General features: G+C 33.6%; 25 protein-coding genes. 8 read left to right on the top strand and 17 right to left on the bottom strand.

Translation table 11 applies throughout. From position 1 onward, the window contains the following. Positions 1 to 47: 47 nt before the first annotated feature. From EF514_RS01890 to selD, 10 genes are all read right to left on the bottom strand, one after another. Entirely contained in the window at positions 48 to 881 is an 834-nt protein-coding gene (locus tag EF514_RS01890) for a bifunctional 5,10-methylenetetrahydrofolate dehydrogenase/5,10-methenyltetrahydrofolate cyclohydrolase (protein ID WP_127723256.1), read from the bottom strand. Between the two features lie 34 nt (positions 882 to 915). Next, positions 916 to 1,446 carry an ECF transporter S component gene (locus EF514_RS01885; RefSeq protein WP_127723254.1) on the bottom strand — a complete coding sequence of 177 codons (531 nt, stop codon included), beginning with the start codon at positions 1,444 to 1,446 and terminating at the stop codon, positions 916 to 918. 20 nt (positions 1,447 to 1,466) lie between these two features. Then, entirely contained in the window at positions 1,467 to 1,889 is a 423-nt protein-coding gene (locus EF514_RS01880) for a DUF1893 domain-containing protein (protein ID WP_127723252.1), read from the bottom strand. Between the two features lie 8 nt (positions 1,890 to 1,897). Then, positions 1,898 to 2,644 carry a nickel pincer cofactor biosynthesis protein LarC gene (larC, locus tag EF514_RS01875; protein ID WP_127723250.1) on the bottom strand — a complete coding sequence of 249 codons (747 nt, stop codon included), beginning with the start codon at positions 2,642 to 2,644 and terminating at the stop codon, positions 1,898 to 1,900. A gap of 16 nt (positions 2,645 to 2,660) precedes the next feature. Then, positions 2,661 to 3,164, bottom strand: a complete 504-nt coding sequence (gene larC2 / locus EF514_RS01870; protein WP_127723248.1) for a nickel pincer cofactor biosynthesis protein LarC2 — start codon at positions 3,162 to 3,164, stop codon at positions 2,661 to 2,663. Positions 3,165 to 3,209: 45 nt separating this feature from the next. Further along, entirely contained in the window at positions 3,210 to 4,997 is a 1,788-nt protein-coding gene (locus EF514_RS01865; RefSeq protein ID WP_127723246.1) for a hypothetical protein, read from the bottom strand. A gap of 623 nt (positions 4,998 to 5,620) precedes the next feature. Next, complete coding sequence (locus EF514_RS01860; protein WP_127723244.1) at positions 5,621 to 6,757, bottom strand: aminotransferase class V-fold PLP-dependent enzyme; 1,137 nt, start codon at positions 6,755 to 6,757, stop codon at positions 5,621 to 5,623. Then, a complete protein-coding gene (locus EF514_RS01855) occupies positions 6,754 to 6,999 on the bottom strand; it encodes a putative Se/S carrier protein (RefSeq protein ID WP_127723242.1) in 246 nt (81 codons plus the stop codon). The genes EF514_RS01860 and EF514_RS01855 overlap by 4 nt, the downstream gene beginning before the upstream one ends. Then, positions 6,993 to 7,580 carry a sulfurtransferase-like selenium metabolism protein YedF gene (gene yedF, locus EF514_RS01850; RefSeq protein ID WP_127723240.1) on the bottom strand — a complete coding sequence of 196 codons (588 nt, stop codon included), beginning with the start codon at positions 7,578 to 7,580 and terminating at the stop codon, positions 6,993 to 6,995. The genes EF514_RS01855 and yedF overlap by 7 nt, the downstream gene beginning before the upstream one ends. Positions 7,581 to 7,582: 2 nt before the next feature. Then, positions 7,583 to 8,593, bottom strand: coding sequence for a selenide, water dikinase SelD (gene selD / locus EF514_RS01845; RefSeq protein ID WP_127723238.1), 1,011 nt, complete (start codon positions 8,591 to 8,593; stop codon positions 7,583 to 7,585). Between the two features lie 96 nt (positions 8,594 to 8,689). Between selD and mnmH the strand changes: the two genes are divergently transcribed. The 3 genes from mnmH to EF514_RS01830 all read left to right on the top strand — a co-directional run bounded on the left by mnmH (position 8,690) and on the right by EF514_RS01830 (position 11,817). Then, on the top strand, positions 8,690 to 9,715 hold the full coding sequence (mnmH, locus tag EF514_RS01840) for a tRNA 2-selenouridine(34) synthase MnmH (protein WP_127723236.1): 1,026 nt from the start codon (positions 8,690 to 8,692) through the stop codon (positions 9,713 to 9,715). Between the two features lie 153 nt (positions 9,716 to 9,868). Then, the gene (locus EF514_RS01835; protein WP_127723234.1) at positions 9,869 to 10,792 is read left to right on the top strand and encodes a carbon-nitrogen hydrolase family protein; all 924 of its coding nucleotides are present in this window, start codon (positions 9,869 to 9,871) and stop codon (positions 10,790 to 10,792) included. 620 nt (positions 10,793 to 11,412) lie between these two features. Continuing rightward, a complete protein-coding gene (locus tag EF514_RS01830) occupies positions 11,413 to 11,817 on the top strand; it encodes a hypothetical protein (protein ID WP_127723232.1) in 405 nt (134 codons plus the stop codon). Positions 11,818 to 11,918: 101 nt separating this feature from the next. Here the strand turns inward: EF514_RS01830 and EF514_RS01825 are convergent, their stop codons facing one another. From EF514_RS01825 to EF514_RS01810, 4 genes are all read right to left on the bottom strand, one after another. Then, positions 11,919 to 13,241 (bottom strand): D-alanyl-D-alanine carboxypeptidase family protein, encoded by a 1,323-nt coding sequence (locus EF514_RS01825; RefSeq protein WP_127723230.1) that lies wholly within the window; start codon positions 13,239 to 13,241, stop codon positions 11,919 to 11,921. 88 nt (positions 13,242 to 13,329) lie between these two features. After that, positions 13,330 to 14,532, bottom strand: a complete 1,203-nt coding sequence (locus EF514_RS01820; protein ID WP_127723228.1) for an FprA family A-type flavoprotein — start codon at positions 14,530 to 14,532, stop codon at positions 13,330 to 13,332. Positions 14,533 to 14,540: 8 nt separating this feature from the next. Beyond that, positions 14,541 to 15,293, bottom strand: coding sequence for an exodeoxyribonuclease III (locus tag EF514_RS01815; RefSeq protein ID WP_127723226.1), 753 nt, complete (start codon positions 15,291 to 15,293; stop codon positions 14,541 to 14,543). Beyond that, complete coding sequence (locus EF514_RS01810) at positions 15,290 to 16,138, bottom strand: tRNA 2-thiocytidine biosynthesis TtcA family protein (RefSeq protein ID WP_240648982.1); 849 nt, start codon at positions 16,136 to 16,138, stop codon at positions 15,290 to 15,292. Before EF514_RS01810 ends, EF514_RS01815 begins: the two co-directional genes overlap by 4 nt. A 175-nt stretch (positions 16,139 to 16,313) precedes the next feature. Here EF514_RS01810 and EF514_RS01805 point away from each other — a divergent pair, with 175 nt between their 5' ends. Genes EF514_RS01805 through EF514_RS01790 form a run of 4 tightly spaced genes read left to right on the top strand, consistent with a single transcriptional unit; the run spans position 16,314 to position 20,577 of the window. Next, positions 16,314 to 17,558 carry a hypothetical protein gene (locus tag EF514_RS01805; protein ID WP_127723224.1) on the top strand — a complete coding sequence of 415 codons (1,245 nt, stop codon included), beginning with the start codon at positions 16,314 to 16,316 and terminating at the stop codon, positions 17,556 to 17,558. A gap of 8 nt (positions 17,559 to 17,566) precedes the next feature. After that, a complete protein-coding gene (locus EF514_RS01800) occupies positions 17,567 to 18,796 on the top strand; it encodes a hypothetical protein (RefSeq protein WP_127723222.1) in 1,230 nt (409 codons plus the stop codon). Positions 18,797 to 18,844: 48 nt separating this feature from the next. Beyond that, complete coding sequence (locus EF514_RS01795) at positions 18,845 to 20,041, top strand: hypothetical protein (protein WP_127723220.1); 1,197 nt, start codon at positions 18,845 to 18,847, stop codon at positions 20,039 to 20,041. A 59-nt stretch (positions 20,042 to 20,100) separates the two neighbouring features. Continuing rightward, positions 20,101 to 20,577, top strand: coding sequence for a zinc ribbon domain-containing protein (locus EF514_RS01790; RefSeq protein WP_127723218.1), 477 nt, complete (start codon positions 20,101 to 20,103; stop codon positions 20,575 to 20,577). Between the two features lie 28 nt (positions 20,578 to 20,605). On the opposite strand, the gene EF514_RS01785 is transcribed toward EF514_RS01790, so the two are convergent. Then, on the bottom strand, positions 20,606 to 21,172 hold the full coding sequence (locus tag EF514_RS01785) for a redoxin domain-containing protein (protein ID WP_127723216.1): 567 nt from the start codon (positions 21,170 to 21,172) through the stop codon (positions 20,606 to 20,608). A 192-nt stretch (positions 21,173 to 21,364) separates the two neighbouring features. Between EF514_RS01785 and EF514_RS01780 the strand changes: the two genes are divergently transcribed. Beyond that, positions 21,365 to 22,510 carry a GNAT family N-acetyltransferase gene (locus EF514_RS01780; RefSeq protein WP_240648981.1) on the top strand — a complete coding sequence of 382 codons (1,146 nt, stop codon included), beginning with the start codon at positions 21,365 to 21,367 and terminating at the stop codon, positions 22,508 to 22,510. A gap of 100 nt (positions 22,511 to 22,610) precedes the next feature. Here the strand turns inward: EF514_RS01780 and EF514_RS01775 are convergent, their stop codons facing one another. Both EF514_RS01775 and EF514_RS01770 read right to left on the bottom strand, forming a co-directional pair. Further along, positions 22,611 to 24,938: an ABC transporter permease gene (locus EF514_RS01775; protein ID WP_127723214.1), complete on the bottom strand. Its 2,328-nt coding sequence runs from the start codon at positions 24,936 to 24,938 to the stop codon at positions 22,611 to 22,613. After that, entirely contained in the window at positions 24,922 to 25,617 is a 696-nt protein-coding gene (locus tag EF514_RS01770) for an ABC transporter ATP-binding protein (RefSeq protein ID WP_127723212.1), read from the bottom strand. The genes EF514_RS01775 and EF514_RS01770 overlap by 17 nt, the downstream gene beginning before the upstream one ends. Positions 25,618 to 25,631: the final 14 nt, after the last annotated feature.

The following is a 25,631-nucleotide window of genomic DNA, read 5'->3' as shown; positions in this document are numbered from 1 at the left end:
TAATAATAACTATTTAAAAATAATTATTATTACTAAATCTTTAAGACCTATCTTAAATAATAATTGATTACATTTTCCAGAAGGAGTAAATTAGTCATCTTTCCAACGCCTCCCGGAACAGGGCTATAGGCCTTTACTTTTCCCTCAACGCTCTTTGCATCTAAGTCCCCTCTCATTTTACCTTCAGCATTTTTAGATAGCCCAATATCAATTATTATAGAGTCCTCATTAAAATAACTTTCATCAAGACTTTCAGCTCTTCCCATAGCTGTAAATACATAATCGGCACCTTTCGTATGCTCTCTTAAATCTCTGGTTTCCACATGGCATATAGTTACAGTTGCCCATCTGTCTAAAAGAATCATTGCAAGCGGTTTGCCCACTACATTTGAGTGATTTATAATAACACAGTTCTTTCCCTTTAATTCATAACCATACTCTTCCAGTAAAAGTACTGCCGCCTTAGGTGCAAGCGGTATTAATCCCGTAACATCACCCGAATAGACCTTTGACTTATTTAAAGATGTCATACAGTCCACATCCTTTAAAGGATCTATGGCTTCGTTTATCCTATACTCATCTAAATGTTCAGGAAGAGGTTTAAATATTAAAATACCACCCACATCTTCTCTATTATTTAATTCTTCAATTAAACTTAATACTTCCTCCTCACCATTATCTAACGCTAATTCATTAACTTGAACCTCAATACCTATACTCTCTGCACTTTTCTTAATACCCCTTTCATAGGCAAGATCCGCAGGATTTTCTCCAAATCTTATTACCGATAATATTGGATTAAGATTTTTTTCCTCTACACTACTTTTTAATCTCTCCTTTAACCTTTCAGCAAACTCCTCTGATTTTAATACTCTCGTCATAATTCACCTTCCTTCTAAAAACTAAATCTTAACTCTATTTGCGAACTGCCAATCTATAAAATTGATTTATTGAATACGCCAGTGTTGGTACTATTACAATTTGTAATACAATTCCAGGAATCCCTGTTACAATAGCTGTTTTCACATAGATTATTGGATTCAAATTAATTGAAAAAAACTTCGCTAGAATGGCAACCATAAGTCCCGCAGAAATCCTACCCAAAATCATGGCAATAATTAGAGAAACTAGGTTTGATAAATTAAACTTTCTAACCATCACAGAGCCAATAAAACCATATGTACCTAATTCAGCAACCATAATAATTGCAATTGGAAACAATACAGGCATTCCAGTTAAAAGACTACTTAAAATAGGAGTAATTATACCTATTGTCAAAGCTAGAACAGGCGGTAACAACATCGCTCCTATTAATATTGGAATATGCATTGGCAAGAAAATTTGACCTGCTATTCCAAAACTGTGGAATATTATTGGTAGTATCAAGCCCACAGAAATTAAAATTGCACTCAGCACCATTTCCCTAGTTGATACTTTTGAATTCATAATACACCTCCTGTTTTTAATTAACTACTATTTTTTAAAAACATATCAATTTCATTTAATAATTTTTCGACATCATTTAACTTCATTGAAATTTTCTCCATAGGACATAGATCTGCTCCAGATCTATTCATTATCCTAAAAGTTAACTCTTCATATGTATGTTTTATTTCATTTTCCCTTAAAATCTCTTTAGCCTCTTTAGAAATCACCTCTGTATGAATTTCATGAAATTTCCCATAAACACAGAGCATAGCAGCAGCTTTTCCTATTACTTTATCTACAACACTTGCTCCTTCCAAAACCTCTCTTCTTTCTGTAACTGCAAGATATAATGGCTTTATTCCCCTGTCTTTACTTTTAAACAAAACCTTCCCATTTTTCACCACTACCAAAGAAAGATTCTCATTTTTAAATATTTTCTTTGCCAAGCAAATGTCTCTCATCTTTCACCTCAATCATTTTCCCATTCAATTAGATGTATTTTTAATATACTTCCTCCTTTATAATCTCTCTTCCCGTTACCATATCCTGTTTTAATAACAATATAATCACTCGGTAATCTATCCCTTGTTTTAAGTCCAGCAAGTATTGCAGCTCCCGTAGGTGTAACCATTTCCCCCTTAATATTTATCTGTCTTAAATTAAGATTATGCTCTTTTGCTATTATGCTTGTAGCTGGAACTGGAACAGGTAGCACAATACCATTATAAATTATATTTCCATAACCATCATTTACTGTACCTACTATAAATTCAGATACTTCTAAATCATCTATACATATTGCAGTAGCTACAATATCCGCAATGGAATCTAAAGCTCCTCCTTCGTGAAAATAATACTCTTCAACAGATTTTTTATGAGCTTCGGCTCCTGCAGCAGCTTTAATTTTAAATATGTTTTTTGCAATGTTTTTTGCGTTGTAAGTCAACGAAGAATTATCTATTATATTGATAATATCATAAATATTTCTATTTACTTTTAAGGCATTCTGCTCTATTCCTCTGCCAATTACAACATTGTAGTCACTTACTACCATATTGTTTTTTTGTATTTTCTTAATTTCAACTTCAAAACCTTTGACATTTAAGCTTTTAAGTCCCTCCAGCAATATTCTCTGGTCAGCGCCTAAATCTAAAAGTGCAGCCACTGTCATATCTCCACTTATTCCTGAATCACATTGAAAATAAAGTCCTCTCAACTCATAGCTCCTAACTTTAAAATAAAAGTGTATTTATCTCTTCATCTAACACTCTTCCAACTTTATCATAAATTTCTTTAAGCGGTATGTTCTTTTTACTAATTTTTTCTATTTTATCCTTTAACATAGTACAACTACTATGCTCAGGTCTAATATTTGCCTTTCCATCTTTCATTTTTTTCCCTTGAATTTCAAATGGAAACTCAATAGAATTAACTTTTACAACTACTTCTCTCGATATTACTTCCACTGCAGTATGTCTATGTTCAGTATTTAAAAGATGCCATCCAGTAGACCCTATCTCATTTATTATTGTTGCTTCAACTTTTTCTAAATTATTTTGTGAAGTATCTATTAAAAAAATTATTCCTGGTCTGTTCTTTTTAGTGATGGTTTGAATACATTGAACATTAAAGGCTCCTGCCTTGTACAAATATTCAATAATCGAACCTAGAAGTTCACCATTTAAATGATCTACCTGTACTAATAAAAGCAATCCTTCCTTTGAATATAAATTCATCTTTAACTCCTTTATTAATATAATTGGGACTAAGTCCCAATTATATTAATACCTCATTATCCTCAATGCCAACTTTCCTACATCAGTTGCCGCAGCTTTACCTCCAGGTATTGCCCCTGTAATATATGCTGCCTTTTCAGCAATAGTACCGGCATCTTTAGGTGAATGTAGTTCTAATGCCGTTGCTATTGCCGCCGGTATTACTATATTTAGTATACATACTGATGCAAGAATTAACTCACTTACTACAGTTGCTGCAAAGGGAGCAGCCCAAGCAATATCGTCTCTTTCTCCCCTACTAATTTCAGGAAGTAATTCATGGACAAAGTTTTCCAAAGTGGCACTTTTATCTCCGATAGTTACACTTATATCTACAAGAGGATCAAAGGCTAAATATTTTTTAGCCACCTTCGTAGTCCTTCTTGCTCCTGGTTCAATTTTTAAAACCTTTACCTCTACTTTTTCCCCTGCCATTGCGCCAAGTATCCTGTTTGCATTATTTTCCACATTAGCTATACGTTCATCTTCTAATATTTTAACTACTTCTGATAATTCTTTACCCGAGCTAAGTTCGTCCACTACAAATTCCGCTCGTCTATATATGGCACTTGCTCTTGCCGGCTCTGTAGCTTCTATAAGCATCTTAGTTACAGGACCTGAATGTAGCTCATTTGCTTTCCTACAAATTGTATTTATACTTATTAAAGCCACTTCGGGATCAAAGGAAGTCTCTCCACGTTCCTTTGCAATTAATTCAGCTACTTTATCAAATTGCCCTTCATTTTCCAATAAAGCTTTCATTCCTATAACAGCATAGGCTCCCACGTGTCCAATAGGCGCATTTATAGGTGAACCTGAAAAGCCTGAAATCATTTCACTAAAAGCTGCGAAAATTTCATCAAAGGCCATCATTCCTATTACTGAAGGTCCTCCTATATCTTTCAAAATTAGTCCTACATCACCTATTACTTGAGCTGTATTATAAACTTCACCTGTCACCTTCATATGTAGTTTTTCAGGTAATCCCGCCGTAGTTGCTGCAGCCTTACCTACTAAATAGGCAGAACTCGTTCTTCCATATACTCCACTTTCCTCAGGAACTTCAGCATCTGGGTGAATTATTTCTAAAATTGCCGCGGCCCCAAGAACTGCTGCAGTAAAACCATGAGGTCTCATTCCAGCTCCCGCCATTGCATCTAACATAGCTTGAGTTCCAATCCTCGCTCCATTTTCAGCCATCTCAGGCCATATATAATCCTCTCCTAGAGCACTATGGCCATATAGTGGACCCCCCGCTACAAATTCAGGTACATTTCTACCATCATAACTTGTAAGTTCTCCTCTCATTATCGCTTGATAAATCGCCATAACTGCAGGAAAACCTGAGATTTTATTATTCATCTTAGCTGTTGGGACATTGGCAACCCCTACCCTATCTGCTCCTGCTAACATTCTTGCAGTAGCACCTAATTTTCGATTCCCTGCAGGTATTCCTACTTGAGCTTTTGAACCCGCCAAATACATAATACAAGCCACTATTAAGGCCGCATTTGCACTGTCAGCACCTGACTTCTTAGCTACTCTTATAGCTTTCCCCATTAAATCATCAATAGGTAGCCTTCGTGCATCTGCAAATTCAATAGTCAAGCTTTCTCCCTTTAACAATTCTTCAGTTATTACATTTGCAACAGTATGTATTGCCATATTTACCATTCCATGTCCGCCTGTCAATGCAACAACTCTATCTGCAGTTAAATTTGAAACATTTGAAACCGATGCCATTGATACTGCAGAAATTACTTTTGACTTTTCACTAGAACTTAAATTCAACATTTTTTATACCTCCATCTTCACAATAGAAACTAAACTACTATCTCAAATACACTTTACAATTTATGTAAAACATAAGGTTTCAAATATTAAATTTATATTAATCCCAACAAAATTATTTTAAATTGATTTTTTATCTTTCAGATATATAAATACTTAATTATTTAAAACTCATTTTAAGCCATAAGTTAAAAATAGATTGAGAATCATATTTTAAATTTGCCATAAAATATTAAAAATGAAAATAAGAACACACTTAAAACTATTCTATTTATTTTATACCCAAAATAAGATACTAAAGGCTTTAACTAAGCAATATATTTACACCATTATTTAATTCATTTACAAGTTTTATGGAATTTATTTACCAATTAAATTTTTGCATATTTTCTCATCAATGAAATCTTTCTTAAACCATAAATAAGAAAAATTTTAATCTCTTACATATTTATTTTTTAAAATTTTCTTCCTTACTCCATCATTTATATGCTATCTGCTTTTTTCGCTTTTTAAAATAAAAATCTTAACATTAATTTTAAAACCTCTCTTTAATACTTATCTGTATAAAACTTCCTTATATTAAAAGCCTTCAATCCTTAGCTAATATCTAAGAATTGAAGGCCTTTCTAAATTATCTCCAATACTTCCAAAACATAGTCCAGTTCTTTAAAAGTATTAAAGGTGGAAAAGGAAAATCTAACCATTCCCCTTTCCTTAGTTCCCATGCTTTCGTGATATCTTTGGGCGCAGTGGGAACCTCCTCGTGTTGCTACCTTATATTTATTCCAAAGTATGTCCGATGTCTTGCCTGAAGAATAATCTTTAACATTTAAAGATACTATGGGAGCACAGCTTCTATGAAATTCATTATATAGGGTCACATTTTTGTTTTTCGATACCTCATTATAAAAATAATTGGCAAGAGAATGTAATTTGTCTTCAACTTTCTCCATCCCTAAATCATTTAAATATTTTATTCCCTCTAAAAGTCCCAAATTACTGTGGATATTTTGAGTCCCGTATTCAAAAATATCAGGAAGCATATTTGGCTGTTCTCTATTGAAAGAATCAATTCCACTTCCACCGCTAAATACTGCCTTAGGGCTTAAATCACCTACAAATATTAGTCCGCCCGTACCTTGAGGTCCATAAAGTGACTTATGACCTGTAAATGCGTAAACCATGTCGGGAAATTTCCTTCCCCTTAATTTAAAATTTAAAGTTCCTGCACCCTGAGCTCCATCTACTATTAAAATCAAATTGTTTTTTATGCAAAAGTCAAATACATAATCTAAATCAGTGGCTATTCCTGAGACATTTGAAGCTTGAGTAATGACTACAGCCTTGGTACTTGGTCTTAAGCTCTCTTCCAACTTCTCAATTTCAATATTTCCCCTTTTATCAAGAGGTAAAAAAGAAATTTCAGCTCCCAAATTTTCCAGCTGATATAGTGGTCTTAAAACGCTGTTATGCTCAGCATCGCTGGTTATTACATGATCCCTGTCACTTAACAGACCCCTTATAGCCAAATTTAATCCCGTTGTAACATTACTTACTAATACTACTTTTAAGGGATCTTCTACTCCAAAAAAATCAGCAATAACACTTCTGGTTTTATATAATCCCTCAAGAGCATTTAGAGAAAAATCATGGGAACCTCTTGAAGGATTTCCGTAATTCCCACTAGCTATGGCTTTATAAACTGCCATTGAAACGCTGTCAGGTTTTTTCACCGTAGTGGCACTATTGTCAAAATAAATCATTTCAACCTCTCTATTTCACCCTTACTAACTAAGTAAATCTCACTATATTCCACTTTTTTCTCCCTTAAAGATTTTTCAACGTCCTTTAACTTACTTCCGGAATACTTTAAAGCCAAACCACATCCCGCTGAAATTTCCGGTATTAAAGGAATAATTCGCATATCTTCTAAATCCCCTATGGCAAACTTGGCTGCCATAGCTTTATTGGAAGATTCAAAGGTAAAAAGATAATAATCTAACATGGACTTACTACCTTGTACAATCTAAGCAACTCACAAATTCTATACATATTGGTAATACTTCCCACTTTTAATTCCTCTTTTAAATTGTAATTATCTAAACAAAGTCCACAGGAAACCACTTCAGTCCCCTGCTCCTCCAAGTACTTTAAATCTTCCACAGTGCTTTTATTTATCGTAGTTAGTTTAACTCCTAAATTATAAAGTACTACATACTTTGGAAGTATATCCTGCTCCCTTAGGGCATAAATAAATCCTTCAAGTAAAGTCTTGGAGAAAACCTCATCTCCTCTTCCCATTTCATCAGAGGAAATTGCCACTATATATTCACTTTTGTCCCCTTCAAACATAATTTCACATAGAGATTCATCTCTTTTAGACAAAGTTACTTCATAATTTCCCTCTGATTCTTTTTCTACCTTTGCTGTAAATCCCAACTGTGTTCCCATTTTTGAAAGATTTTGCGTCGCTATTTCATTGTCCACTTTTACTAACAGCTCCGTTAAATTTTCGTCCCTTATGGCTTTCTTTGATAGAATTACAGGTCTGGGACAAGCCAAACCTCTGGCATCAATAATTTTCATATCTACCTCACATAAATCGTCTTTTTTCTCTTACTTGTTATTTCTCCTATAACAGATGCGTCAATGTTCTTTTCCTTTAATTCCTTTAATAGCTTATCTGTATCTTCCCCACTTACAGCACATAGTAAACCGCCTGAAGTCTGAGGATCAAAAAGCACTTCTTCCATTGCAAAGTCATCTATTAAAAACTCTATATTACTTCCATATCCATTTCGATTTCTCTGACCGCCAGCAGTAAATAAAAAATCTTCAGCCGCTTCTTTTGCTCCCTTTAATATATTAATCTCTCCGGAGTACAACGTGGCACTGAAACTTTCTCCTGCCATTTCACTTAAATGACCCAATAAACCGAATCCTGTAACGTCAGTTATAGCACTTACATCATAGTTTTTTAAAATTTCAAAGGCATATTTATTTAAATTAACCATACTCTCTAAAGCCCCTTTAAAGTTTTCTTCCGTAACTTCTCCAACGGAATAACCGCTGGCCAAAAGAGATACTCCTAAGGGCTTTGTAAGAATTAACCTATCTCCCACTCTGGGAGTGTTATTTCTATAAATATTCTTAGGATTTACTTTTCCAACTACACATAGACCGTACTTAATTCTGGGATCATGAATGGAGTGACCTCCGCTTAAAGTAGCTCCTGCCTCTTTTACCTTGTCAGCTCCACCTCTTAGTATTTCCTTTAAAATATTTTTATCTTCTTCCTCCGGAAAACAAACTATATTTAAACAGGACACCGGCTCCGCTCCCATAGCATAGCAATCACTAAGAGCATTAGCAGCAGCAATTTGACCGAAAACATAGGGATCGTCAACCATTGGAGGAAAGAAATCCACAGTAAAGACCATTGCCACATCATCTGTAATTTTTATTACCGAGGCATCTTCCTTACCTTCAAACCCAATTAAAATATCGGGTCTTTTAAAAATATCCATACCTTTTAAAATATCATCTAAAGAGCCTGCTCCGATTTTTGCGTTACAGCCTCCACAAACATCAAGTTTCATAATCCACCTCATTTCTATTTTAGCACTTGCATCTGATATTAACTACCTTTTAAAATATTTTTCTATTTAGTATAATATCTTTGAAAAGAGGTAATTATGTTTAAAGCAATAGATTATAAAGAAACGTTGAATTTTAAAAATCCCCTATACATTGACCTTAGAAGTGAAGGGGAGTTTTTTGCATTTACTATTCCAAACTCCGTTAATATGCCCATATTAAACGACAGCCAGCGAGAAGAGGTAAGCATACTCTATGTAAAAGGAGAAATAGAAAAATCCAAAGCAGTGGGAGTTCAATATGCCCTGTCTAAGTTAAATGACTACTTTAATCTGGTTTCCAACTTGGGACATGAAAGAGACATAGTACTTTTTTGTTCAAGAGGAGGCTACAGAAGCACTGTGCTTTTTAATTTTTTAAAGAGTTTAGATGAGAGAGTTTATAAGTTAAACTTTGGATACAAGGGCTATAGACATTTTATAATAGATGAGCTTCCCAAATTAGTTAAGCAATTTACATTTGTTAACTTAAACGGATATACGGGATCTGGAAAAACTGAAATTTTAGATGAATTGGAAAATCTGGGTGCGCAGGTTTTAAATTTAGAAAAATTGGCATCTCATAGAGGTTCCATATTCGGCGGAGTGGGTTTAAAGGATCAACCCTCCCAAAAAATGTTTGAAAGTCTTCTATTTGAAAAATTATACAGCTTTAAAGAAAAGTTGGTTTTTACAGAAAGCGAAAGTATAAAAATAGGAAAATTGTCCCTTCCCAAATATTTATATGACGCCTACTCCCTTTCTCCAAATCAGGTATTGATAAATTCTTCTATTGAAACGAGAGTGCGAAGAATTAAAGAGGAGTACGTCCACTTGGAAGACGGGGGCTTTCAAAGAGAAATTTTACAATCCCTTGACGAACTTCATAAATATATAAATGATAAAAGATTTGAAAATTATAAAAATCTAATTGAAAAAGATGAATATGATATAGTTATTGAAGACCTAATTAAAAAATACTATGATCAAAATTACAGTATTAAAAAGTCCAACTTTAAATTGACTATGGAAAATGAAGACTCTAAAGTAAGTGCAAAAAAAATTTTTGAACACTTTAATAAATAGGAATATTTTTAAAGGCTTAATCAAAAATCTAATCGTAATCATGTTAGTCTTGATTTTTTGAATGCTTTTAACATACTATATTCAAATCCACTTTTATTTGATAGAATGTAATTAATGTAAGTTGGTAAAATTTAGTTATGAGGAGGTAATATGATGAAGAGCTTAGAAGATAGTTGTAAAGTCGCAGTCGTACAGGCGTCACCCATACTTTTTAATAAAGAAGCCACTATCGATAAAACTATTGAACTAATAGAAGAAGCGGGTAGCGGTGGAGCGGATCTAATTATATTTCCCGAGTCTTATATTCCCTGCTATCCAAGGGGTTTCTCCTATGGTTACATAGTGGGCAGCAGAACTATGGAGGGAAGAGAAGACTGGAAGGTCTTCTATGACAATTCACTTCTCGTACCCAGTCAAGATACGGATAGGATTGGAGAAGCGGTAAAAAAGGTTGGCGCCTATGTAGGCATAGGAGTTTCGGAAAGAGACCTACATAACACAACCCTATACTGTTCCTTTTTAATATTTTCTCCTGATGGACAGCTGGTGGCTAAACACCGTAAAATGAAACCCACAGGTACAGAACGGCTCATCTGGGGAGATGGACACAGCAACTCCATAACTACCTTAGACACTGAATTTGGAACTATGGGAACCCTAATCTGCTGGGAAAACTACATGCCTCTAGCCAGAGCAGCCCTATACGATAGAGGAGTTACCCTTTATCTTGCACCCACTGCAGATAATAGGGATGAGTGGCAGATTACCATGAGGCATATTGCTCTTGAAGGTCGTTGCTATGTCATAGGCTGTAATCAATACGTGAATAAGTCCATGTATCCAAACATATTTAACTATCAGGATGAACTAAACTCGTTGCCCGAAGAGTTGTGTCCAGGTGGCAGCTGTATTGTGGATCCTTTTGGCCAGTACGTAGTTGAACCACTTTGGAACAAAGAAGAGATAATCTATGCAGATTTAGATATGGGACAAGTCATCTTAAGTCGCATGGACTTTGATCCGGCAGGTCATTACTCACGCCCTGACATCTTGGAACTCATAGTCCACGATAAATAGACAAAGAGATTTATCACTTGATCCACCGTTTTAATTAAGTTGAAAACACATAAGGGAAAGTCAATCCGATAGCAATTTTTTAATGCATAGAAAAATACCCTTATGTTTTTGTTTATGGTATCATAAATGTCTAACATTTGGGGTGCACTTCAAAGTAGCCCTATTTTATTATTCTCTCTTAAATTACAAAATGCTGAACTTAAGATGAAATATGTATCCCTTCGTTTTGCGTCTAAACAGAAATCAATATTTTACTGATTACTGTTTTTTGTGCAAGAACCATGTCTTAAGGTCATCCTTTGTTGATAATAAGTTCTTAAAATAATCTTTTAAATGCAACTTTATAAGAATATTAATTATAAAACAAACTCTTCTACACTTAAATTCTTTCTATCAAACTATTTAAGCTGAGGGAAAGAGAATCTCAATATATAATTTGGAATTCATATTTATAAATTGACAAGTAAATCAGTATTTTAGGAAACGTGCTTTCAAGAGAGTATATTTTAGCTGGACTATTTCATATTACTCAATAGAATTATTTAGAAGTATAATTGATATAGTTGGTTCAAAAACCATATAATTTTTAAATATTACAGTCTTGTGTGGTTATAGGAGCTATGAATAAAAAAATAATTTCAAAGAAAACAGAAAATAAAATAAGAAAGTTTTACTTGATATTTAAACAGAGCGGATTTTATTATGGAATTCTCATTGCAGTTGTGTTTTTAGGGCTATTGCTTTTCCCAACGGGAGAAATTATCCAATTAATATTTCCCTCAGGTCCATTTATTGTGGGACCGTATATAATGTTAATTCTTATGCTAATTGCATTTTCTTTATATAAATATATAACCTTATATTTATATGTTTTAGTATTATTTATAATTAACACCTTAATATCCTTTATTGGTGTAGCAATGGGAAGCAGAGATGGCATTGAAGTATTAATTTTTTTCCTGCCAATAGCCATATTTTTAATAATAAATATATTTATTGCCGTTCTTACCTATAAATATAAATAAAAATTTTTTAATATTAACCCTATTAATTAACCCTATTAGTTTTTATATTCTAATAAGAAAACCAATATTATGTAATTTTAGTTACACAATATTGGTCTTTTTTAAATTGCATTTTTTATATTAGTAAAAATATCCTCATAGAGACTTCTAAGTTTAAAGAAGATACCTCTTTCATTTACCTTTTCCTTAACTATTAAGTCACTGGTTAAAATCTGTTCCCCATTCATTCTATAAGTAATTGAACCCACAGCCTCTCCTGCAGGAATAGGTGCCTTTAAATTCGGTTTTATAGTAATTTGTTTTTTTATTTCGCTTTCTCCATCCCAAAGAACTGAACCGGTATCTTTTTCAAATACTTCAACATCTACTTCACTGGCATTTTCAACTTTCACCGTTGTGACAGATCTATCTAAGTTACCTACTACAACATATTTATACTTTTCAAAACCGTCACTTAAAAGCCTTTTTGCCGCCACATATCTTTCCCAGTCTCCCCTTGAGCCCGTTGTAATTCCAATTAATCTTGTATCAAGAGATACGCCTTCCACGCCCTTTCTCTGTCCCGTAGCAACTAAACATCTGCCTGAAGCGTTAGTATATCCGGTTTTTAAACCATCTACACCTTCCACTATTCCCAAAATAGGATTGGTGTTGTACTCTGAAAAATCTCTTTCCTCATCTTCTAATTTGTCCATTGAAGATATCTCCAAAAGTTCCGGATACTGTCTGATAATTTCCCTTGTAAGTATAAACAATTCCCTTGTGGTCATTTCATTATATTCTCCCTTTGAAGATTTATCTTCTACAGTAGAAGAATAATCTGTAAGTCCTGTAGGATTTATCATTTTAGCATTTTCCAATCCCAACTCCCTACACTTTTCGTTCATCAAGCCCACAAATGCCTCCTGAGAACCTGAAATATGTTTTGCCAAAGCTGTAATCGCGTCGTTTCCCGAAACTACTACAGAGGCCTTTACCAAATCCCAAAGGGGAAATTCATCATTTTCCTTTAGTTTAAAGCTGGAGCCCGACAAGCTTGCGCTTTCACTATCTATAGTTACACTTTCATCCTTGCTGATAGTTCCGTCTTTAATCTTATCCATTACTACAAACAAACTTACCAGTTTTGACATTGAAGCAATGGGCCTGATTTCATCTATATTATAGGATTCCAAAATTCTTCCGCTTTTATAATCTCCCAATAAGTAGGATTCACAAAGATCCATAAGAGATTTTTGATTTAACTCTTCAATTTTCAGGGCTTCTTCATAGGTGGCCCTTTGAACTCCATCCTTAGTTGGTACAAATATATTTTGGTTCCTTATTTCCTTGTCCCCATTTTCACTTGTCTGTGAATTTGCAAAACCACTTGCAGGAAACAAGAGCATAAGTACTGCCAAAAATATACTTAAAGTCTTCTTCATAACTTCACCTCATCAATATTCTACCAAAGAGTTAAAGATTTATAAAGAAAAAAGATGAGATAATTATCCCATCTTTTCCTAAGCTATATTAACTTTCAAGAATTGCCCTTGCCATATCTTCTCCAAGTTGAATCAACTCTCTAAGTTCCTCTTCATTTGCCGCACCTTGAATTTCAGGTTGTCTTTCCAATACTTCACATTTATTTCCCTCAGTAAACTCTCTTAACCTTTTAAGAGCACCCCCACTCCAGGAATAGGAACCGAAAATTCCCCAAATATTGTTTTTCATCTTTTGCTGTTTTAGCTCTTCCATTAGAAAGCTCATTGGAGGAAATATATTATTGTTATAGGAGCAAGAGCCTAAAATTATTCCCTTTGTCTCCCAAGCTTCCGCCAATAGGTAAGAGAAGGGAGTTTTTCCCACATCTCTAATTCTAATGTCGGTTATTCCACCTTTTGCCACGCCTCTTGCCACAGCTTCAGCCATTCTCTCCGTATTTCCATACATTGAGCCATATATTATCAGCACTGCGTCCTTTACTTTTTGTTGAGCTAAATCTGTGTATAGCTTTACAATTCTCTCAGGTTCCTTTCTCCATATAGGACCGTGTACAGGACAGATAGTACTTATTTCCAAATCCTTTAACTTGTTTAAGGCCTTTAGAGCTTGAGAGGCATATTTCCCAACTATATTTATAAAGTACCTTGTAGTTTCGGAATAGTAATTGTCGTCAAACTTTACCTGATCGTCAAAAATCGCACCGTTTAAGGTTCCAAATCCTCCGAATATGTCTTGAGAGAATAGAGTTTTACTCTCTTCTTCATAGGTAACCATGGACTCAGGCCAATGAACCATTGGAGTCATATAGAAAGTAAGTTTCCTGTTACCTAATTCCAAAGTCTCTCCCTCTGAAACTACTATTAAATTGTCCTCAATTCCATAGTAGGTTTTTAAAAAGGGTACCGTTTTTTTATTACATATTAATTTTACATCGGGATAAAGTTCTAAAATATTTAAAATCCCCGATGAATGGTCAGGTTCTACGTGATTTATAACTATATAATCCAGACTATCTTCCTTTAAAATCTCCTGAACTTTTTCTATATAGCTGCTAACAGTATTTACCTTTACCAAATCAATTATAATATTTTTTTCTCCAGTCATTAAAAATGAATTATATGCTACACCGTCGGGCAATGGCCACATATTTTCAAAAAGTTGAGTCTCACGGTCATTAACTCCAATGTAGTATAAGTGATCCTTAATTCGTTCTGTTAATAAGTTTTCCATTTTTCCTCCTATTTTAACAATAACTCCACCGGGCAGTGATCTGAACCCATTACAGATTGATGAATTTTAGCGTCTTTTAAATCCTTGGTTATTCCATTAGACACTACAAAATAATCAATCCTCCAACCTATGTTTCGCTCCCTTGAGTTGGCGAAATTACTCCACCATGAATATTCTTCCGGCTGTTCAGGATAGAAATGTCTAAAGGTGTCAACGTAACCCGCATTTAACAACTCTGTAAATTTATTTCGTTCCTCATCGGTGAAACCGGCACTTTTCCTATTGGTCTTAGGATTGGCAAGGTCAATCTCCCTATGAGCAACGTTTAAATCTCCGCATAAAATTATTGGTTTCTTACCATTTAAATTGTTTAAATAATTTCTAAAATCATCTTCCCATACCATTCTATATTCAAGCCTTTCCAGCTTACGCTTGGAGTTCGGCGTATAACAGGTTATAAAATAAAAATCATCATACTCTAAATTTATAATTCTACCTTCGCTGTCATGTTCCTCTATACCCATTCCATAGGTTACATTTAAAGGCTTTTCTCTAGTGAAAACCGCCGTTCCTGAATATCCTTTTCTTTCAGCATAATTATAGAACATTTCATATCCGTCTAATTTAAGATCCAGTTGACCCTCTGAAAGTTTTATTTCCTGTAAGGCAAAAATATCTGAATTAAAATCATTGAAAGTGTCAACAAACCCTTTTCTCACTGCTGCTCTAAGTCCGTTTACATTCCATGAAATAAGCTTCATATATTATCTATGTCCTCCTGATTGTAATTTTCTAAAAATGAATGTTTTTCATTTCTGTTCTTCCACCCTACTATTGCACCCATATTTATATTTTCAGCAGATCTGAGAATATTAATATCTGCATTGTTATGAAAATCTTTAATTTCTCTTATTAAATCCTTGACATAAAACCTCATATTGCCCTCTCTTTTTTCAGCAATAGTACAAGCACAGTCAAGGGCCTTTAAACCTGTGGATCTCATAAATCTAATTATGGCCTCCTCTTCCACATAGTACATCGGTCTTATAAGCTCCAACCCCTTAAAATTATCAGAATGAAGCTTTGGCATCATAGTTTTAAAATTTCCGGCAAAAAGTATATTTAACATAATAGTTTCAATTACATCATTAAAATGGTGTCCCAATGCAAGCTTATTACAACCCAGCTCTTGTGCCTTTGCATAAAGATTTCCCCTTCTCATTCTTGCACACATATAACAGGGGCTGTCTCCTGCAACTCTATTTGCCACTTCAAATACATCTGAATCGTGAATTTTAACAGGTATGTTTAAATAGTTGCAATTATATTCCAAAAGCTTTCTATTCTCCCTTTTAAAGCCCGGATCCATGGCAATGAATTCAACTTCAAAGTTCATCTTACCATGTCTTTGCAGTTCCTGAAACAGTTTTGCAAGGGTGAGAGAATCTTTACCTCCTGAAATTGCCACAGCTATTTTATCTCCCTCTTCCACCATTTCAAATTCATTAATCGCCCTTATAAACTTTACCCAAATGTTTTTTCTGTAGGTTTTTATAATTGAACGCTCTATATCCTTTAAAGGTTTTTCAATTAATTGATTTTCCAAACTCCAATCTCCATTCTAAATAGCTTTTACATAAATATTATACCATAATACTATGTTATAATAACCAATACTAGATATATATTTAATTTAATCACTTCTTACGTTTACATTCACTTATTCTCATTTTATAATAGAATAACAGGTAGCTATGTAAGTTTTTATTTAGGAGGCAAAAATGAAAAAAATATTTTTGTTAATAGCATCTTTTTCTCTAATTATCCTACCGGCTTGTTCAAATAAATCTAAAGATCCGGACAATCTCTATAACTATTTCAATCGCTCTGAAATGGAGAAAATTACAAATTTAATTTCAAATTATGAATTAGCCGAAAACTTTTATAGTGAGGATATTGACTTTGATACCGATAATTTAATACGTGAGGATCACAGCACCTATATTCCCGTTTCAGGTAATAACGTAAACAGTTATGAGGAATATAGAAAATTGTTAAAAAACACCCTCACTAAAGAAGAATATGACAAAAAATTAAATAATATTAAAAGCCAAACGTCTCCTTTAAAGATAATTAACGGAAAACTCTATATGGATTCTAATTATAAGAACCATGTTGAAGAGCTTAATAAGGAATATAAAATAAATTTTGAGAATATTAAAGTAATAGTAAAAAAAGATAATGTAGTGGTTATAAGCTATGAAAAAATTCCCACTGAGACAAATCAAAAATCAGATAAGTACTCCAGATCCAATTCACTGGTATTAGTGGAAGAAAAGGGAAAGTACCTAGTTGATAAAAATTTATACGACCGAGGTTTATTTTCTGTTAATGCGGAAACTTTGAGCAAAATCCGAAAATATTTTGAAATTACAGATGACAAGACAACTCTTATAGTTGAAGATAATCGTCTTTTTGATTTTGCCCTGCAACAGAAAATTTACAAAATCTTTGAAGTAGAAGGCTCTGAATTGAAATTAAAATTCATCTGCCGTATTGACAATAAAAATGAAAAAATAGAGCAACTGGAAATAGAGGACAATAAGATTATAAATCCTCTTTTTACGGAGTTGAACAGTTTTCCTGATACCACGCTCTTAGTTTCTCATTTAGATACTAACAGCCCTGAGTATAAAGAAATAGTTGATCCTTTAAAATATGTATATCTAAATCAAAATAAGGAAAATGTCATCGTTCCTGCTGATGTCTATGTTTTTATTCCGAAATATTTAGATTACTACAACACACTTATAAGTTCAGAAAGTGGAAACTCCTATATTTCAATGACTTCTATAAACCCCACTAATAAGGAGGGAACCGTTTTTATTAAATTAAATAGCGATGATACCAAAGTTGAATTTGAATTTACCACTGCAGCCATTAAAGAAGTTCAAGAATTACCTATGGGAGTAAAAAATATTAACTCCATTGAGCTATATAGGTACTTGGAAAAGAATTATAAATAGGAGAAGTTATGAAAAAATCAATACTCACACTGTTTTTAACTCTGACTTTAATCTTCACAGGATGTTCCACTGACATTTCGGAATATAAGGGCAGTATGGATGAAGAAACAAAAACTGAAATTCAAGACTTAATTGTCAATTATGAAGTTATAAACTCCTTTACTCCTGCCATTGAACTTGATAGGTCAGATGTAAAAGAGTTAGAGGGAAAAGAATATGTGAGAATCAAAAAGGGCTACGGTTACAACAGTTATGAAAATTATAAATCCATTGTAGAAAATACTTTTGTAAAAGAAGAAGCTGAAAGAATTTTAACATTCTCAAACTATCCCAATGAACACTTTAAAGCCATTGGAGATTATATCTATGTTGAAAAGGAATATTCAAATTTCTTTAAGGAACATAACTCTCCTTCTCAAATCGCATTAGATACTTTTGACACCTTATTTAAAAGCAATGAACTTTTAATTGTAAGCTATAGGACTGTTGAAAAGTTTTTCTTTAGCGACTCGGTATCTGAGCCCAGATATCTATCCCTTGTAAATCAAGGTGGAAAATATCTAGTAGCTAATCAAAAAAATATTGATAGCCTAGGGATAATTGCCGATTATGAAGATAACAAACTTATAAGAGAACACTTTAATTTATCCGAAGACAGTAGCTTTTTAATTACTAAGAGCAATCGCATTAATTTTGACGGTGTTAAAGAATTTTTTCTCTACAGGGTATACGTCTATGAAAATTCGGAATTTATACTTACAAAGGCTGCCAAGGTAAGTAAGGAATATACCATTGGTAAAAGAAGCAATCCCATTATTTCAATCGAAGATTTAACTGTAGTTGAAGGGAAAGTTTTAAATAGTGTTTTTACAGAACTCTACCCTGAGGATGATCAGGTGCTGCTGCTTGTAGCCTATGTAAAAGACAGTGATGATAATTTAATTGAAGATGCGGGAATTAACTTCAGCTCCTATGGCTCCTTTAATTCTTCCGAACTTAGGGAAGACAGCTACATCATAATACCCAAGTACCTAGATGAAAATACCTATCTTGAAGACGGAGAAATAACTTACTGCTTAAATGATTTTTATAATGCCCTATATGGCAATTACAATATAGTATTAAAAGATGTAAGTTCCCATTTTAAAACTCAGGATATTAAGTCGGCTTATAAACTCCCTGAGGAAGTGAAAGTTATTGAATTAAAAAGCTTTACAGACTATCTGCAAAATAGATAATCTTAAAGTTTATAATTAGTTGATTTTATTGATGCACAGGAGTGAATTATGAGAAAAATTTTATTACTACTAACACTTACCCTATCTCTTTCCTTATTTTTAACAGGATGCGGCGGTAGTGAAGATTTAACGGGAAATGCAGATGAAAAAACCAAACAGCTGTTGCTGGATACCATTGAAAGTTATGATTTAACAAGACATATCTTTGGTGAAGGTGTAACTTTTGAGCTTGAAGATAAAAAGAATTTTAATGGTAACGAATATTCAAGAGTACAAGGTAATATTTTTGAAAATCTAAGTACCTATGAAGATGCCCTACAAAATACTTTCACTCCAAAACGCGCTAAGGAAGTTTTAGAGCAGCTTAATGATGAAAATAGCATAATTAGAAGTTTTGATAATAAATTATACGTTTCTGATTACTACATTAATCTTCCCGAGGAAATCCAAAGTCTAAGACCTAATATTGATACCTTAAACCTTATTACTGAAAAAGATAATTTAATGGTAGTAAATTATAAAAAAATAAATTCAGGCGTACGGAAAAAATCCTATACAGATCAGACCATATTGTTGGAAAAAGTTGGAGATACCTATCTTGTATCAGACAATATAAATAAATATTCACCTGCTACAGAGGAATATCTTTCCTTAATTCAGGAACATTTTAATCTTTCCGACGACAAGTCTACTTTTATTGCCACTAATAATCTATACTTAGAGGCTCTATCTATGAGTGGAAAGGGAACTTTTTTGGAACTTTACTTTCTATTTAAACCGGAGGGAAACATACTGGCCCTTAATAGCGCCCTGATGTATAACAGTAAATTAAAGACTGTTGAAGATTTAAAAATTGAGGAGGATAGAATTATAAATAAAATTTTCACCGACCTATCCTCTGATGATAAAACAAAAATTTTAATAATACCTGTTGAAGAAGATTTAAAGTCTGCCAGTAAATTGGTTAAATTTCAAAACTATGGTGAAGAGGAAAAGGGAAATTATATAATTGTACCTAAGTATCTGGATAATGATTATATTCAGATACAGCCGTCAAATTCAAATTACCAAGGCCTTTATTCCAATTTCTTTATAGGGCTGGAAGGTGAATATAATATAAAATATGAAGATGGAAAAAGTGCTTTTGAAATAAATACTGAAAATTTAAGTTCCCAAACTCTTCCCAAGGAAGTTCAGCTTTTAAACTCAAAGGACTTTATAGCCTACTTAAATGCAATTAAATAATTCATTTAATATTCACAATTTTCTGTTATTATTATCTCAGTCCTTGAAGGAGGCTGATTATGAAAAAAATTAAAAAAGGTAGAGGTCCTTCCTTTTTGAGATTTTTAGGATCAATTGCAGCTATAATATTCGGAATATTTTGGACTGTACTGGCCTTTAGTTTGACTACCAACTTACGCAGTAGCGAGGGGACTTTAAAATTAATAGGTTATGCCTTTCCTCTTTTTGGAATAGTATTTATTTTAATGGGAATATTCGAAGCCATTTATAATTATAGAAATGCCGTATCCAAAAAAAGATTTTCAGAATATGACATTGTAGAAGATGATGAAGAAGACGATACCTTCACTCTATTTTCTAAAAATAAAAAATCTCAAAAAGAAAGAGACAGAGATCCAATATATGAAGAGGATTACAAACATATGGACTTTGAAAATACAAGCCCGGGCTTTCAATTTAAAAAATACTGTACAGAGTGTGGTACTCCTTTGGAAAAAGATTATAAATACTGCCCTGAATGTGGCAAAAAAATATAGACCTAAATTTTAGGTCTATTTTAATGTCTTAAATTTTACCAACAAGATCAATTCCCGGTGTTAAAGCTTCATCTCCCGGTTCCCATCCTGCAGGACATACCTTATCTCCAAACTTGGCCACAAATTGAGCTGCCTGTACTTTTCTTAATAACTCCTTGGCGTTTCTTCCGATACCAGGTGAGTGAACCTCATAGGCAACTATTTCCAGTTCAGGATTTACTATAAAGGTACCCCTTAAGGCTTGTCCCTCTTCCTCAATTAAAACGCCAAAAAATTTAGATAGGTAAAAGTTCCTATCTGCCACCATTGGATACTTTGCCTTGCCCACTGCCTCTGAAGATTCATGCCATTCCTTATGAGTAAACTCGGAATCTGTTGAAACTGCATAAATTTCACAGTCAATCTCTTCAAATTTATCATATATTTTAGCTATATCTTCCAACTCTGTAGGACATACAAAAGTAAAATCTCCTGGGTAGAAGAAAAATACTGACCATTTCCCTCTTAAGTCTTCGGTTTCCAATTCTCCAAAGGCATTCTGATGGTACATAGGTGTTTTAAATTCTTCCAATTTTTTTCCAATTAAATTTTCCATAATCTACCTCCAAAAAAATTATACCCCCTTTTAAATTTATTTAATCAATTTTGATATTAATTATCGTTGATTTAGTAATATTTAAACCTGTCCCTTCGTCTAATTATATTGACTTCATTAAGTTTTCTATCTTTCTTATAAATTCTGTTATTTTTTTATGTTACAATACAATTGTTTACACTATTATGTGAGGTGATAAAAATACACAGTTATACCATTAAAGAAGTTAACAGCCATAGTGATTACTTGGATTTTATAGAATTGCCCTTTTTGCTATATAGAGATAATCCCTACTGGGTTCCTCCCATTAAAAAGGACTACCTCTTATACTTAAAGGGAAAAAATAATTCTCTTTCATCATGTCCCCACAAGTTGTTTCTAGCTATTAAAGATTTTAAAGTAGTTGGAAGACTTTTAGTTTTTATAGATATAGAACTTAATAGCTACCATAGTGAAAAAAACGGATATATCGCGGAATTTGAATCTATTGAAGATGTAGAAGTTTCAAATTTACTTTTAGATAAGGCCCTTGAATTTTGTAAGGAGCATGGTATGGATTTTATTAAAGGGCCGGTTTCCCTACCGGGCGGCGAAGACCACAGGGGATTTGTAGTAAATAAATTCAATACCCCTCCCACTGTAATGAACATATATAACTTTAAGTACTACAATGATTATTGGATGGATTACGGTTTTACAAAATACTATGACTGCTATGCCTATAGGGCTGATAAAGAGGATTTAAGAGATAATGTTCACAGGATAAAAGAAATTCTGCCTAAAATTGTAAAGAGGTTTAACTACAGAATTGATACTATTAATTTAAAAGATTTAGATAAGGATCTATCAGATATATATGAAGTTTTAAACCTTGCACTTCCTCGTGAGTGGAAGGACTTTAAACCTCTTAGCCTTGAAGAAATTCACGAAACTTTTCAACTGCTAAGACCCTTTATGGACACTGACTTTATCTGCATCGCTAGAAATAGTGAAGAAAAACCCATAGGTTTTAACATAGCTCTCCCCGATTACAATGAAATTTTAATTAAATTAAAGGGGAAAATGGGACTTGCAGGCTTAGTTAAATTCCTTTACTATAGAAAGAAAATTAAAAAAATCAGAATGTTTGTTTTGTTCGTAGTTCCCGAATATAGAAAAAAAGGCGTTTCAGCTGCAATTTATTTTAAGTGTTTTGCCAATGCTATTAATAAAAATTATTCCCAACTGGAGGGCTCTACAATTTGGGAATATAATAAAGCCATGATTACAGATGTGGAAAAATTCGGAGCTAAAAGAGATATTATCTATAGAATTTATAAAAAAGAAATTCAATATTAGTTAAATTAAAAAAGTACAGACTTATATAAAGCTGCACTGTTATCTAAGCAATATTTAATTATTTTATAAGAGAAACCGGAGTCTTTATAACTCCGGCTTTTTAATTTGACCTTATAGTTTCTACAATGGACATATTTTTAATTCGCTTTGTCGGACTGTATACTGCAATTATAGATGTCACTATTACCAAGACAAGTATAATAACTATTTCAAAAATCGGCACTGTCCACTGTGCCCCCCAGTAGGAAGTTACCATTCCATTGAAAATAAATCTATTTAAAGGAATCCCGATTAAACATCCCACTGCTGCTCCCGCTATTGAATAGGTCAGCGTTTCAGCAAGTATCATTTTTACCAGTTGCTCATCGTTCATTCCAATGGCTCTCATAAATCCGTACTGTTTCATATTTGCAGATACGCTCATAGATACGCTGTTACTTATATTAAATACTGTAATTAAAGCTATTACAGCTATAAAACCATAGACAAAGAGGGCAAAGGAATAATAAATTCCCCTTACTTCCTTATTTCCCATTCTCATATCTCCATAGTTAAATTCACTTCCTGCAAAAGCTTTTATCTCCTCAATGTCCTCTTCAGTAATGTCCTTTTCAAATTGAAGATATAAAGTACTGTAATCACTTTGTCCTGTTAGGTTTTCAAAGGTTTCTTCTGAGGTAACTACATTTAAATTTCCAAGGTTCATATAGGGTGAAGTAGATAAAATTCCCACTACTTCTACACTTTTAATCTCACCCTCTAAATTTATATTAATAATATCTCCCATTTCTACAGAATTATTATACAGGGAATCTTTTACTATTAAAACTCCTTCTCCCTTTTTAACATCTTCCATAGAGCCTTCCAGCAAGTTTTCTTTTGCCCAGTTAAATTGAGCTTCATCATGGGAAATTAAATTTAATTTAAAGTTTTCTCCCTTAGATTCTCCTTCAATTGAATCCATAGTCATAGTTTTATAACTAAACTTCACGCCATCTTTTCCCCTGATTTTTTCTGCCTTATCTCTACTGATTAATATATCCTCCGCTTCTATTGTAAAGTCCGGAGCATAGGGTTGAAGAGGCTGAACTCCATGGTCCATAAAGTCAATCATTACGGAGAAACCCAAGAACAAGACTATACTTAAGGCAAAGGAACTAACCATTAAAAGAAAGTTCTTCTTACTCGATTTTGCATGCTCTATACCCAAAGCCCATTCCACCTTTAAAACTTTGGTGTTGGCAGCTTTTTTTACCGCCTTAATTCCGTTGGCATTCCCGCTTACTGCAGCTAAGGGAGATACCTTTGAGGCCTTTTTAGCAGGGGACTGAGCAGCCAGTAAAACCGTTAAAATTCCCACGATTGCTCCAAAGACCACACCTACTAAACTCACTCCAAACACGGGCAGTTCCGCAAAATAATGTGGACTTGCAAATCTAAGTATGGCACACAATATCCAAACAACTACCACGCTTAAAGCTATACCTATGGGAATTCCCACCTTACACCAACTTAGGGCTTCTCTTCTGACAAATTTCATAACCTGTTTTTCAGTAGCACCCAAGCAGCGCATCATTCCAAAAAATTCAACTCTCTGTATTACATTTGAGTTTAAACTGCTGGCTATCATTAATATCCCCGCAAGCATTACCAATATAAAAAGGATAAAAGCTATATAGTAAAGTTGCATCATATAGCTCATTCTACTCTGTCCTAAAACTCCCAGTAACTTGCTATTAGACATAACCTGTTCTGAAGAAATACCATAGTCCGCCTTTATTTCTCCAAGAATTTTAGACATATTGCTGTAAGGAGAAAATCTAACTAGGAAACTGCTGAAATCATTTCCTTCTGTAATGTTTTTCCCATAGGAGCTGTCAGTTAAGAACGCTCCTATATGTCCTTCAGCTAATATTCTTGAATTCCCTTCTGAAAATCCTGAAACCTTAAAATTTAATTCCTCACCACTTGGAGATTTTAAAGTAACCTCATCTCCTAGTGAAAGTTTTAAATCTCTCTTTGCATTTTCAGACAGTAGAATTTCCCTTTCGGCTTTGGGATAAGTTCCCTCTAAAATTTCTATTTTGAAAATTTCATTAAAGGGTCCTTCATCCATTCCCACTATTGCAACACCTGTATCTCTAAGAGTATAGCCCTGATTTGCATTTATTTGAGAATACCATCCCGATACTTTTATCTCAGGTCTTAATCCTATCATTTCAGCATCTTCTCTATTTATTTCAAAGCCGTAGTGCCAATTTCCTGCGTCTTTAGTAATTTGCATTTTTTGACTTCTAATTTCCATTTCAGCCATTCCAAATATGGAAGATACTAAAAATACAGCTAGGACTATACAGATTATAGTCATTCTATACTTTCGCTTGTTTTCTTTGGCGGATATCTTTACTAAATCAAGATAACTTTTCATCTGTCTTTCCCCCTAAATCAGTTAAAGTGCCGTCTGTAATTTTAAGCACTCTATCTACAGAAGAAGTTAAATTGATATTATGAGTTATCATTACTATAGTTTGTTGAAATTCCCTTGAAGCTCTAATTAAAAGGTCCACCACTTCTCTGCTGTTCTTGGTGTCTAAATTTCCCGTAGGCTCATCGGCTAATATTAACATAGGCTTGGTAATAAGAGCACGTCCTATAGCTACTCTTTGTTGTTGCCCCCCTGAAAGTTCACTTGGAAGATGATTTCTCCTGTCTCTTAAATTCAATACCTCTAAAATCTCCTCTACATCTTCGCTTTTAGGTTTTTTATGATCTAAGAGTATGGGAAATATTATATTTTGCTCCACAGTCAACTCTGAAATCAATTGAAAGTTTTGAAATACAAAACCTATATTTCTCCTTCTAAAAATAGTTCTGGATTTTTCCTTTAAGGCAAATATATCCTCACCATCTAAATAAATCTTTCCCGATGTTGGATTATCTAAAGCTCCTATACAGTTTAAAAGAGTACTCTTACCTGAACCCGACTCTCCTATTACTGCAACAAACTCTCCCTTATCCACAGCAAAGGATACGTCCTTTAGCGCCTCCACCTTATTAACTCCCTTGCCATAGGTTTTATATAAATTTTCAACTTTTAAAATTTCCATATTTTCACCTCTGT

Origin of the sequence: Anaerosphaera multitolerans, from assembly GCF_004006535.1 — a bacterium.
Lineage (GTDB): Bacteria > Bacillota > Clostridia > Tissierellales > Peptoniphilaceae > Anaerosphaera > Anaerosphaera multitolerans.
The sequence above is the reverse complement of the archived record's forward strand: the minus strand, read 5'-3'. Positions and strand labels throughout refer to the sequence as shown.